Annotated in this window: 12 protein-coding genes; 3 read left to right on the forward strand and 9 right to left on the reverse strand. The window is 64.7% G+C overall.

All coding sequences use genetic code 11. From position 1 onward, the window contains the following. Positions 1-113 precede the first annotated feature (113 nt). Together hemE and priA are read left to right on the forward strand one after the other, a co-directional pair. On the forward strand, positions 114-1223 hold the full coding sequence (gene hemE / locus AC1D0P_RS09210) for a uroporphyrinogen decarboxylase (protein ID WP_477676456.1): 1110 nt from the start codon (positions 114-116) through the stop codon (positions 1221-1223). Between the two features lie 375 nt (positions 1224-1598). Continuing rightward, positions 1599-3800 (forward strand): replication restart helicase PriA, encoded by a 2202-nt coding sequence (gene priA / locus AC1D0P_RS09215; protein ID WP_477676457.1) that lies wholly within the window; start codon positions 1599-1601, stop codon positions 3798-3800. Between the two features lie 32 nt (positions 3801-3832). Here the strand turns inward: priA and AC1D0P_RS09220 are convergent, their stop codons facing one another. The 4 genes from AC1D0P_RS09220 to AC1D0P_RS09235 all read right to left on the reverse strand — a co-directional run bounded on the left by AC1D0P_RS09220 (position 3833) and on the right by AC1D0P_RS09235 (position 6870). After that, positions 3833-4492 (reverse strand): site-2 protease family protein, encoded by a 660-nt coding sequence (locus AC1D0P_RS09220; RefSeq protein WP_477676458.1) that lies wholly within the window; start codon positions 4490-4492, stop codon positions 3833-3835. A gap of 211 nt (positions 4493-4703) precedes the next feature. Then, on the reverse strand, positions 4704-5225 hold the full coding sequence (locus AC1D0P_RS09225) for a hypothetical protein (protein WP_477676459.1): 522 nt from the start codon (positions 5223-5225) through the stop codon (positions 4704-4706). 100 nt (positions 5226-5325) lie between these two features. Further along, the gene (locus AC1D0P_RS09230; RefSeq protein ID WP_477676460.1) at positions 5326-6009 is read right to left on the reverse strand and encodes a hypothetical protein; all 684 of its coding nucleotides are present in this window, start codon (positions 6007-6009) and stop codon (positions 5326-5328) included. Positions 6010-6105: 96 nt separating this feature from the next. Further along, positions 6106-6870, reverse strand: coding sequence for an ArsR/SmtB family transcription factor (locus tag AC1D0P_RS09235; RefSeq protein ID WP_477676461.1), 765 nt, complete (start codon positions 6868-6870; stop codon positions 6106-6108). Between the two features lie 120 nt (positions 6871-6990). Between AC1D0P_RS09235 and AC1D0P_RS09240 the strand changes: the two genes are divergently transcribed. Next, positions 6991-8277, forward strand: coding sequence for an MFS transporter (locus AC1D0P_RS09240; RefSeq protein ID WP_477676462.1), 1287 nt, complete (start codon positions 6991-6993; stop codon positions 8275-8277). A 3-nt stretch (positions 8278-8280) separates the two neighbouring features. Here AC1D0P_RS09240 and AC1D0P_RS09245 read toward each other — a convergent pair whose 3' ends face one another. The 5 genes from AC1D0P_RS09245 to AC1D0P_RS09265 all read right to left on the reverse strand — a co-directional run bounded on the left by AC1D0P_RS09245 (position 8281) and on the right by AC1D0P_RS09265 (position 12123). After that, complete coding sequence (locus AC1D0P_RS09245) at positions 8281-9579, reverse strand: RNA polymerase sigma factor (RefSeq protein ID WP_477676463.1); 1299 nt, start codon at positions 9577-9579, stop codon at positions 8281-8283. 6 nt (positions 9580-9585) lie between these two features. Beyond that, entirely contained in the window at positions 9586-10017 is a 432-nt protein-coding gene (locus tag AC1D0P_RS09250; protein ID WP_477676464.1) for a YciI family protein, read from the reverse strand. A gap of 139 nt (positions 10018-10156) precedes the next feature. Beyond that, positions 10157-10693, reverse strand: coding sequence for an SRPBCC family protein (locus AC1D0P_RS09255; protein WP_477676465.1), 537 nt, complete (start codon positions 10691-10693; stop codon positions 10157-10159). A 176-nt stretch (positions 10694-10869) separates the two neighbouring features. Further along, on the reverse strand, positions 10870-11643 hold the full coding sequence (locus AC1D0P_RS09260; protein WP_477676466.1) for a YciI family protein: 774 nt from the start codon (positions 11641-11643) through the stop codon (positions 10870-10872). A 54-nt stretch (positions 11644-11697) separates the two neighbouring features. Then, positions 11698-12123: a YciI family protein gene (locus AC1D0P_RS09265; protein WP_477676467.1), complete on the reverse strand. Its 426-nt coding sequence runs from the start codon at positions 12121-12123 to the stop codon at positions 11698-11700. Between the last annotated feature and the right edge of the window lie 117 nt (positions 12124-12240).

The raw sequence follows: 12240 nt of genomic DNA on the forward strand, positions 1-12240 counted from the left end.
GGACGCTGTTCCGGGGCTGGTCGGGGCCCCCTGCGGCCATGGTAAATCCGAAGCCGCGCCAGTGCCAGTGCCTGTGCCAGCGGACACAGACTCACACCTGAGACAATCGGTGCATGTTCGCACCCCTTCAAAACGACACTTTTTTGCGCGCCTGCCTGCGCCAGGCCACCCCCCACACCCCTGTCTGGCTGATGCGCCAGGCCGGCCGCTATTTGCCTGAATACCGCGCCACGCGCGCCCAGGCCGGCAGCTTCATGGGCCTGGCCACCAACACCGACTACGCCACCGAGGTCACGCTGCAGCCGCTGGAGCGCTATCCGCTGGACGCCGCCATCCTGTTCAGCGACATCCTGACCGTGCCCGACGCCATGGGCCTGGGCCTGTCTTTCGCGCTGGGCGAGGGCCCGCGTTTTGCCACGCCGGTGCGCGACGAGGCCGCCGTGGCCAAGTTGCAGGTGCCCGACATGGCCAAACTGCGCTATGTGTTCGACGCCGTCACTTCCATCCGCAAGGCCCTGAACGGCCGCGTGCCGCTGATCGGCTTTTCGGGCAGCCCCTGGACGCTGGCCTGCTATATGGTCGAAGGCGCGGGTTCCGACGACTATCGCCTGGTCAAGACCATGCTGTACCAGCGCCCCGACCTGATGCACAAGATGCTGGCCGTGAACGCCGACGCGGTGGCCACTTACCTGAATGCCCAGATCGAAGCCGGCGCCCAGGCCGTGATGATTTTCGACAGCTGGGGCGGCGTGCTGGCCGACGCAGCCTTCAAGACCTTCAGCCTGGCCTACACGGCCCGCGTGCTGGCCCAGCTCAAACGCGAACATGAGGGTGTGAAGATCCCGCGCCTGGTGTTCACCAAGGGCGGCGGCCAGTGGCTGGAAGCCATGGCGCAGCTCGATTGCGAGGTGCTGGGACTGGATTGGACCGTCAACCTGGCCCGTGCGCGCGCGCKGGTCGGCGAGCACGGGCCGCAGGCCAAGGCGCTGCAGGGCAACCTGGACCCCAACGTGCTGTTCGCCAATCCGGCACAGATCGAGGCCGAGGTGGCCAGCGTGCTGGACAGCTTTGGCGCCCCCCATACCGACCCCAACAAGGCCGGGCCGACCCATATTTTCAACCTGGGCCACGGCATCAGCCAGCACACGCCGCCCGAGAGCGTCGAAGTGCTGGTGCGCGCAGTGCACGCTCACTCTCGCAGCATGCGCCCTGCCCGCAGCTAACGCTTTTTGCGCATATCCCGAAACTGCCCGAAATTGGCCGATTTCAACCATGGCTAGCACAAAACCGGGCCTTGGCTGCTGGACTTATGCACAAAAATCTTGTTGCGCCGCCGCAATGCGGGGACTCTGTCCGATCTCGCGCTATCAAAGCAATAGCGCTCGTAAGTCCTTGATTTATATAAAGACTTTAAATTGCTTTTTTTCCGGGCAATTTAAGAAAAGCCTTGATTTACAAGGCTTCGCGACCTTCGCGGACAAGCTGTCAACAAAGTTATCCACAGAAAATCTGGAAATCTGTAAAGTGGCGCGAAATCAAGGACTTAGCGCATCATCTGGATGTATTCCTCAAGAAGTAAACACATTTAGTTACTCCGAATGAGCTATTGGTTGCAAGTCGTCGTCGCGGCGCCCGCGCACAGTTCCATCGCCGGGCCCCTGACTTACCAGAGTGAGTCGCCACTGCCTGTGGGCTCGCTGGTGCGCGTGCCGCTGGGCCGGCGCGAGGTCCTGGGCGTGGTCTGGGAACTGCTGGCCGACAGCGGCGCACTGCTGGAAATGCAGACGCGCCAGGTCGCCGGCGCGCTGGAAGGCCTGCCCCCCTTGTCCGCCACCTGGCGCAAGCTGGTGCAGTTCACCGCGGCGTATTACCAGCGCTCGCTGGGCGAGGTGGCGTTGGCCGCGCTGCCGCCGCAACTGCGCGACCTCAGCAATGTGCAGCTGGCGCGGCGGCTCAAACGCCCGGTAGCCGACACCAGTTGCGCGCCGGACGGCCGCGGCCTGTGGGCGCTCAGCACGCAGCAGGCCGCCGTGCTGGCTGAATTCCATGCCGACAGCCGGCCCGCGCTGCTGTTCGGCGCTACCGGCAGCGGCAAGACCGAGGTCTACCTGCGCGCCGCGGCCCGCGTGCTTGAGCTCGACCCGGCCGCCCAGGTGCTGGTGATGGTGCCCGAGATCAACCTCACGCCGCAGCTGCAGTCACGCTTCGAGCAGCGCTTTTCCCACTTGGGCAAGGAACGCGTGGTGGCCCTGCACAGCGGCCTGACCCCGGCCCAGCGCCTGAAAAGCTGGCTGGCGGCCCACGCCGGCCACGCGCGCCTGGTGCTGGGCACGCGCATGGCGGTGTTCGCCTCCATGCCCAATTTGCGCCTGATCGTGGTCGACGAAGAACACGACCCAAGCTACAAACAACAGGAAGGCGCGCGTTATTCTGCGCGCGACCTGGCGGTCTACCGCGCCAAGATAGAAACCGAAGACGCCACGCACGCGCACGGCCCCTGCCGCGTGCTGCTGGGCTCGGCCACGCCTTCGCTGGAGAGCTGGCAGGCCACGCTGGCCGGTCGCTACCAACGGCTCGTCATGGATGAGCGCATTGGCACTGTTTCATCAACCGGCGAAGAGCTGGCGCCCTACTCCGCCGGGCCTCAGCCCGAAGCTTCCACACCGCTGCTAGCCAGCGAACCCGGCCCCCTGGGCGATGCCGGCAGCCTGCCCACGGTGCGGCGCGTGGACATGAACCACCAGCCCAAGCACTGCATCATCGCGCCGCCGTTGCTGGACGCGATCGCCCAGCGCGTGGCGCGCGGCGAGCAGTCGCTGATCTTTCTGAACCGGCGCGGTTATGCGCCCGTGCTGGCCTGCCATGACTGCGGCTGGAAAAGCGAGTGCCCGCATTGCAGCGCGTTTCGCGTCTTCCACAAGATGGACCGCACCTTGCGCTGCCACCACTGCGGTTTCACCGAACGCGTGCCGCGCGCCTGCCCGAGCTGCGGCAACATCGACATCGCGCCCGTGGGCCGCGGCACCGAGCGGCTCGAAGAACACCTGGCCGAGCTGCTGGCCGGCGTGAAACGGCCCGACGGCGAGCCGGTGCGCATCGCCCGCATAGACGCCGACACCACGCGGCTCAAGGGCGCGCTCGAATCCCAGCTGGCCAGCGTGCATGCGGGCGAGGTCGACGTGCTGGTCGGCACGCAGATGATCGCCAAGGGCCACGACTTCCGGCACATCACGCTGGTGGCGGCCATCAACCCCGACGGCGCGCTGTTCTCCAGCGACTTCCGCGCGCCCGAGCGACTCTTCAGCCTGCTGATGCAGGCCGGTGGCCGGGCCGGCCGCGACGCGCGCCACAGCGGCGCCAGCGAGATGTGGGTGCAGACCTTCCACCCCGAGCACCCCCTGTTCGAGGCGCTCAAGCGGCACGACTACGCGGGCTTCGCGGCCCAGCAGCTGGCCGAACGCGAAGCGGCCGGCATGTCGCCCTTCGGCTTTTCGGCGCTGGTGCGCGCCGAGGCGCGCACACAGGAGGTGGCGCAAGGCTTTCTGAATGCGGCGGCAGCCCAGGCCGACGCGCTGCAGCTCACGGGCAACGGCCAGGTCACGGCCTACCCGGCGGTGCCGATGACGATACAGCGCGTGGCCGATATCGAGCGCGCGCAGATGCTGGTCGAAAGTTCTTCGCGCGCGGCGCTGCAGCGCTTCCTGGCGGCCTGGCAGCCGGTGCTGTTTGAAACGCGCCAGCAGGCTGAATTCAAAAGCCTGATTCGCTGGGCGATTGATGTGGACCCGATTGCGATTTGATGGAATGGCAGGCGCTGTATTTTCATCAAGTGTCAGGCACCGCTGAGCCACGTGACGAGGGCAAGAAGCCAAAGAGCCAGCAACCCCAGCCAAACGAAGAGAAGCGCGTTGGTGGCTGCTTGAGGCCACACTCGCGCGATACCGCTGGCGCGACCAAGAACACCCAACGCGGCGCCCCCATTCAGCGCAGGTAGAGGAAGCAGGTTGAGCGCGGCGAATTTCGCAGCGACTACGCCGAGGATCAATGTTGCCGGCGCATCTCGCAGGAATGTACTGGTCTCGATGAGCAACTTCTGCGCCGTTTCGAATGGCGGGATGGCACCTGCGACGATTTGGGTCGGCATATTCAAGAAGGCTGCAAGCGCATGCGATCCCGCCAGCACGCATGCGAGTACGAGTAGAACGAGGCAGCCAAACAACGCTACGGCGAATTGCTTGATGACTGACGCGCCTTCAAGGGTTGATCGAACTTCATCGACTGGCACATCTTCCTCGTGGATGCTCCGCAGGCGGACATACCCGCCGACAGGAAAAAGGCCCAGTCGAAAGCCCTTGCCTCTGACCAGGGTCGGGCCCAGGCCTATCGAGACCTCGCGGACTGTGATCCCCAGATACCTTGCTAACCAGGCGATAGCCGCAAGGTGCACAACGACACAAAGGAGAATTGCGAGGAAGAGGAAGAGCAAGAGCATGGATGCGGTGCCTAATGTTGGAGATAACCGGCGGACAGCAGGCGAGCGAGGCCCGACGACAGGACGTCCGTGTCGATCGACCTGTCAGGCGGCACTTCGTGCACTCTATGCAGCGGGCCATGACATCCCCCACGAGCCTTGCAAGCAGCCCCAAGGCGTAGGCAAGGACCCACGCATAGTCTCGCAAGGGAATTCGGGACTGCCAACGCCACTACTCAATCTCAGCCCTGACCGTGATACCGCGGAAACTGCGGAACCACGCCTCGCGTTGCTCCGGAGTCGCGCCAAGACGTGACATGTGAATTTCCAGGCATCGGCCCTTGTCATTGCCGGAAAACACGTGAGCCTTCAGTTGCTCGATGGGCCCAATTTTGAACGCATATAAAAGTACCCAGGCGTTAGCGCCCGCGGGAATAATTTGCACAGTTGCAAGATCCGGCTTGTACCTTGAAATAGTGCTCCCAACGAGCCAACTTGCACACTGCTGGGCCGAGGCGCCATCAGCCTTCTCCGAGAGCGCAGAGACATTGAATCCATCCGGTGTTGAGCCCAACAACAGCGCGGCTGGGTTTTGGGCCGCTGAGGGATGCGGCCGAAATTGAACTTGCGGTGCGCCAGGCACAACAACTTTGAAATAGGGATCAGTGAGCCCGATAGTCAGGTCTTCAGCGAAGACTTGCGAGGACCAGAGCAAGATGCCGGCAGCTGAGGCGAGTGCGGAAAGTGTTTTCATGGACGTGGATTGTGGGAACTAACGTTATGTTTTCCGCAAATGCCACCGCCATCTGCGCGAAGCCGCCTCCCATAGGTGTGGGTCTGTGTCGATTGACCCGTCAAGTGCGCGCTTCATTCGTGGTCACAGGGACTCCAATGGACCGCATGWACTCAATGACCTTCTCAACCGCGCGCTCACGATACTTGAAATCCCCAGACCGAGACCGCCAATGAAGTCTCGCTCCGTCCCGCAAGTTGAACACCAGGCGATGATGCTTGGACATGAAGGCCCACCGGAGGCCGTACGCAAAGGCGAGTGTCAGCAGACCCACCTGGACTCTCGTTCCTGGCTCCAACCGTGACCAATACATGATGAGGAAGTATCCGATGGCCAACATCAATACCACCAGAAGTGCCCCGGCGATGATGTGAAAGACCGATGAACCCGACTCGTACCGCAAGCCCACGCAAGTTTTAAGCGGCACGGTGTCTATTCGGTATGGCGTCGTGATGGAGAATTGCTTCTTCAAGACCCTGAGCGTTTCCGTTCCAACACTGACAACCTGGCCAATGTGATGGGCGTAGTCGTCGTTGGGCACGAGCCCCGCGACGAGCTCTTCTTCAGACAGTGGCATGGCGGTGAGTACCTGACTTAATGTATTAGCAGCAACGCCGGAACTGGCATCAATGGCGCATTCCAGACTTGCGGCGATTCTGGACCAAATGCGCAGGCTTGAACATCCCCTCATCTGAAGAAGGCCCCAAAACTCCGCTTCCGTAGCGTTCAAGGCATTGATATCCAAGCCCAGGCACTGCAAAGGCCGGCTTCCGAGCGCACGATGCCCCCGTGATTCGCGCCGAAACAATCAGCCGGCAATGCCACGTTGCGGGCGCCCGGCTCAGGCAGCCATGGATCGCGGCTCCCCTTGCACAGGCACTGCATCGCCCTCCGTCACCTGCCGCCAGTTTTCCTGCCCCATCCAGCCGCGCAGCGCCATCACGCCCCTGGGCGTGATCTCCAGCGCGCGCACGCCCTGGCGACGCATCAACCAGCCGCTGTCCAGGCAGTGCGCGCAAATCAGCGTGCCCAGTTGCCCAGCCACATGGAAGCGGCGCTCGCTCCAGTCAAGGCATGGGCGGCAGTAAGGCCGCTTGGTGTTGGTGCCAGGCAGTGAAGCCGTCAGGTCAATGCCCAGGCGTGCCAGCACGGCGCCGGCTTTGTCGGTCACATGGCCGGCCTCCCCCTCAAACGCAATCGCGCCGTCGGCCACCAGGTGCTGGGCAATGGCCACGCCGAGCCGGCCGGCGATGTGGTCGTAGCAGCTGCGCGCCATGCGCATGGCGGCGTCCTTGGGCCCGGGCACCACGGCGCGGCGAACGGCTGGCGCGTTCTGCGCCGCGAGCTGCGTGATGCCTTCGAGCACGCGGGCCACGTCGGCCGAGGCCAGGCGGTGATAGCGGTGGCGGCCGTGCTGCTCCACGCGCAGCAAGCCGCCTTCGACCAGCAGCGCGAGGTGGCGGCTGGCGGTTTGCGGCGACACATTGCCGGCGCCGGCCAATTCATGGGCCGTGAGCGAACGGCCGTCCAGCAGTTCCATCAGCATGGCGGTGCGGGCCGGCTCGCCGACCAGCGAGGCGATGTGGGCGATCTGGTTGGTGTTCATACAGCAACCTTAGCAGCATCGGAGAGCCCATGCTTCGCTCCGGAGCTAAGTATCGCGGCCCCGGCGCGCCGCACCATGGAGGCCATGCGGCAAGCACTGTCCCCTCTCAAGGAAACTCCCATGGAAACATCCGCGACCCCCACTCTCCAGCCCCCGGTACCGCGCGCCTTCTTCGGTGCCACCGTGGTGCGCGCCGCCTTTGTGCTGGCCATCTTCGGCTGGGGCATAGGTTTTTACAGCCCGGCGATTTTTCTGCACGCGGTGCTGGCGCGCACCGGCTGGGCGCTGCCGCTGGTGTCAAGCGCCGTGACCTTTCACTTTTTGTTCGGCGCGGGTGTGGTGGCCTGCATGCCTCGCATCCATGCCCGTCTCGGTGTGGCCGCGACGACGGCTGCCGGTGCCGCCGCGCTGGCCGTGGGCCTGCTCGGCTGGGCGCTGGCTGCCCAGCCCTGGCAATTGTTTGCGGCCGCGCTGCTGACCGGCGGCGGCTGGGTGACCATGGGCGCGGCGGGCATCAACGCCATCATTTCGCCCTGGTTTGTGCGCGGCCGGCCGATGGCGCTGGCCAAGGCCTACAACGGCGCCAGCCTGGGTGGGGTGATTTTTTCACCGCTATGGGGTGCGCTGATTGCCGCGATGGGGTTTACCGCCGCAACGCTGTGGGTGGGCGCGGCCATGCTGGCCGTCGTGGGCTGCCTGAGCTTTTTTGTGGTGGTGCAAACGCCGGAGCGCCTGGGCCAGCGGCCCGACGGCGATGCGCCGAGCACGCCGCCCGGCAGCGTTACCTCAGCGCATGCCAGGCCGCTGCCGGGCCGGCTGTTGTGGCGGGACCGCGGCTTTCGCACGCTGGCCGGCGCCATGGCGCTGAGCCTGTTCGCGCAGGCCGGCTTGATCACGCACCTGTATTCGCTGCTGGTTTCGGCCCTGGGCGCCCAGGGCGCGGGCCTGGCGATGGCGCTGGCGACCGCTTGTGCGATTGGCGGGCGCACCATCGTGGCCAAATGCATGCCGGCCGGCGCCGACCGGCGGCTGGTCGCCAGTGTGAGTTACGCGGTGCAGATCGCCGGCTCACTGGCTTTGGCCTGCGCAGCGGAACACCAGGGCGCGCTGATCCTGCTGGGCGTGGTGCTGTTCGGCGTCGGCATCGGCAACGCGACCTCGCTGCCTCCGCTGGTGGCGCAGGTGGAGTTCGTCAAGGAAGACGTGGCGCGCGTGGTGGCGCTGATCGTCGCGATGTCGCAAGGCCTGTGGGCGCTGGCGCCGGCCACGTTTGCCCTGCTGCTGGTGACCAGCCATGGAAGCCCCGCGCACCTGGGTGCCGGCACGGGACTTTATTTCGGCGCGACGGTGCTGCTGCAGCTGGCCGCGATTGCCTGCATGCTGGGCGGCCGCAAGCCCGCAGGCTGAAGTTCAGCCCAGGCGCGGCGTGGAATCCGGCAAACAAGCCGCGGCGCGCGCCAGCAGCAGCTCGCGCTCGCGCAGGTTGCGCGTAAGCGAGGCGGCGCGTTCGAATTCGGCATGGGCCTCCTCGAGGCGTCCCAGCTTGAACAAAAAGTCGCCGCGCACGCTGGGCAGCAGGTGGTAGTTTTTCATCAAGGGCTCGGCCAGCAGCGCGTCGGCCACCTCCAGCCCCGTGGCAGGGCCGAAAGCCATGGCCAGCGCCACGGCGCGATTCAGCTCGACCACCGGCGAGGGCGCGAGCTGCGCCAGCGCGTCGTAGAGCGCGGCGATGCGCGTCCAGTCGGTGTCTGCCCCCGTGGGCGCGCGCGCATGGCAGGCGGCGATGGCGGCCTGCAGCGCGTACGGCCCCAGCGCGCCGCCCAGTGCCTCGGCGCGCGCGAGTGCGGCAAAGCCGCGGCGTATCAGCAAATGGTCCCAGCGCGCGCGGTTCTGTTCCAGCAGCAGGATGGGCTCACCCGATGGCCCGGTGCGCGCCTTGGCACGCGAGGCCTGGATTTCCATGAGGGCGACCAGGCCGTGGACTTCGGGCTCCTGCGTCGCGAGCTCGGCCAGCACACGCCCCAGCCGCAGGGCTTCGTCGCACAGCGCGGGCCGCATCCAGTCGCTGCCCGAGGTGGCCGAATAGCCTTCGTTGAAGATCAGGTAGATGACTTCCAGCACCGAGGCCAGCCGGGCATCGCGCTCTTCGGGGCCGGGTACTTCAAAGGGAACGCGCGCCTCGGCCAGGGTGCGTTTGGCGCGCACGATGCGCTGGGCCACGGTGGGCTCAGGCACCAGGAAGGCGCGCGCGATCTCGTCGGTGCTCAGGCCGCCCAGCAGCCGCAGCGTGAGCGCGATGCGCGCCTCGGTGGACAGCACCGGGTGGCAGGCGGTGAAGATCAGGCGCAGCAGGTCGTCGCCGTAGTCATCAGCGCCGTCGTCCCCGTCGCCGGGCTCGTCTACGTCGGCGAAAGCCATGTCCTGCTCCAGCTCGAGTTCATGGCCCAGCTCTTCATGCTTGAGCGCCAGCAGCTTGCGCCGCCGCAAATAATCAATGGCACGGTGCTTTGCGACGGCCATGAGCCAGGCGCCCGGGTTGTCGGGAACACCGGTCTTGGGCCAGCGCTCGAGTGCCGTGACCAGCGCATCCTGTGCGATCTCTTCAGCCAGGCCCACCTCCTGCACCATGCGCGCGACCTTGGCGATGACCTTGGCCGACTCGATGCGCCAGACGGCGTCGATGGCGCGGTGGGTTTCATGCGAGGCCATGCCGCTTCAGGCGCCCTGGCTTTTTCCGCTCGGGGCCTGCTGCATCTCGGTGAAGCCGGCGGCGGCTTCCTGCACGTCGCTCGGGAAGTCCGACATTTCCATCACCTGGCGCAGCTCGATGGTTTCGTTTTCGGCGGCGGGGCAGCGCGAAGCCCATTGGATGGCTTCCTCGCGCGAGGCCACATTGATCATCCAGAAGCCCCCCACCACTTCGCGGGCTTCGGCGAAGGGGCCGTCGCTCACACGCGGCTTGCCGCCGGGGAAACTCACGCGCGCGCCCATGGACGGCGGATGCAGGCCTTCGAGCGAGAGCAGCACGCCGGCTTTTTGCAGTTCTTCGTTGTACTTCATCATGGCGGCCACGGCGTCGGCGCTGGGCAGGGTGCCGGCGGCGGCGCTTTCGTAGCCTTTGGGGATCATCAGCATCATGAATCGCATTTGAATAACTCCTTGAGTGTGGGTTGAGATTGCGAGCCGGGTTGGGGTGCGTCACCCTGGAGTGCCTGGCTCTAACTCTATGACGAATGGTTTTGGGGAAATCGACAAGGTTTCCCCGAGAAAATTTCAAACAAGCTTCTTACTTTTCCGCAGCGGCCTTCATGGCGGCCAGGCCGTCTTCAAAGTCCTTGCCCACCATCTTGTCGATGTTGAAAAAGACATGCATGACCCTGGAGATCAGGGGTGCGGGGCCCGCCATCTCCCAGCTCACCACGCTGCCGCCGGCCTGCGGCTGGATGCTGAACACCACCTTGTTATGGGCTTCAAAGGGCTTGCTGAAGTTCAGGTCTATCTTGACGAGGGAAGATGGCACGGACTCAGTGATCAGCATGTCGCCCATGCCGACCTCCTTGCTCTCCCAGGCATAGGCCGCGCCCTTGCCGGTGGCCGGGCCGCTGAAGCTGCGCTTCATGGCCGCGTCCTTTTTCTCCCAGGGCGACCAGGCGCCCCAGTTCTTGTAGTCGTTGATCAACGGAAAGATTTTTTCGGGCGGCGCCTGGACGGTGACCTGACGCTGGACACGAAAAGTCTCGGGCTTGCCGGCGGCAAGCACCAGCACCGTCGCGACAAAAAGCACGATAACGACGGCGGCAATGATGGCAATGGTCTTGAACATGTAAATCCCCTTTTTGGTGTTCGTTCACTTCATGAATGGGCGAGCGCCGGGTTTATCGGGCACGCACGCTGTGCGGCCTCCAAAAAACGTCTGCTCACCGTTACGACGAACGGAAAACATGAAATCGACATGCCCTGCCAAAAAAATTTCAGATTTTTTTGGCCGCACCCCGACCTTCAGGCCGCGGCGAAATCGGCGGCCTCATACAGCAGCCGGATTTCAACCTCGACCTCCTCGGTGTCGCTGAAAGGAAACGGGTAGCCCAGCGCCCAGTCCACCGCGGCCTGCAGCGAGCGCGCCTGGATGATCCAGAAGCCGGCCAGCAATTCCTTGGCTTCGGCAAAGGGCCCGTCCATCACACTGGGTTTACCCCGGGTGAATTTGAGACGAGATGCGCTGGCGCTGGGCTTGAGGCCTTCGCCCATCAGCAGCACGCCGACCTTGACGGCCTCGTCGTTGTGCTGGGCCATGCGCCCCAGCCACTGCTTGTCGGGCACGGTGCCGGCTTCGGCCCTGTCGTTGGCCTTGAGCAAAATCATGAAACGCCGAAAGCCTTCGGGCAAAGCCGGCGCGCCTTCACCGGCCACGCCGCGCAGGCCGCCGGGGCAGCCGCCTTCGCGGACCTCCAGCGAACTGTTGCCGCCGGCATCTTCCTGCGGCCAACGTTTGAGCCACTCGATGACTTCCTGGCGCGAGGCCGCCTCGACCATAGTGAAGCCGGCGATCAGCTCCTTGGCTTCGGTGAAGGGGCCGTCGACGACCGTGGGCTTGCCGCCGGAGAAGCGGATGCGAGCACCCTTTGAACTCGGCTGCAGGCCCTCTCCGCCCAGCAGCATGCCGGCCTTGGCCAGTTCTTCGTTGTAAGCGCCCATGGCGGCCAGCAACGCGGGGCCGGGCAGTTCACCAGCCTCGGTGCTCGCGTCGGATTTGCGCAGGATCATGAATTGCATGCGTGGAGTCTCCTTAGAACCCGGTTTTTACCTCAAACGCGGGGCGAGTGCGTTTCAGCTCCGCGCTTCGACCTGCCGGCGCAGGCGCTCCTCGGCCTCGCGCAGTTCGGGCGTGAACTCGGCCCCGAAGTCTTCGGCCGAGAACACCTGGCGGATTTCGATTTCAGCTTCGCTCTCAGGCGGAAACGGGCAGCGTTTGACCCATTCAATCGCCTCTTCCTTCGACGAAACCTGCAGCATCCAGAAGCCGGCCACCAGTTCCTTGGTTTCGGGGAAAGGCCCGTCAATCACGGTGCGCTTGCTGCCGGAAAACCTGACACGCGCGCCTTTGGAACTGGGGTGCAGCCCCTCGCCCGCGAGCATCACGCCGGCCTTGACCAGTGATTCGTTGAACTTGCCCATGTCGGCCAGCAGTTGTTCGCCGGGCATTTCACCGGCTTCGCTGTGTTTGTCGGCTTTCACCAGAACCATGAATTTCATATCGGACTCCTTTGGGTTGGGAGCGGAGAGCCCGGACAACCCGGGCAGAAACATCCTGCTCTTACCGGTACGACGAACGGGCGGAGCGAAATCGACAGCAGGGGCGCCGTCGTTTTT

The sequence above is a fragment of the Polaromonas sp. P1_G2 genome (assembly GCF_056405515.1).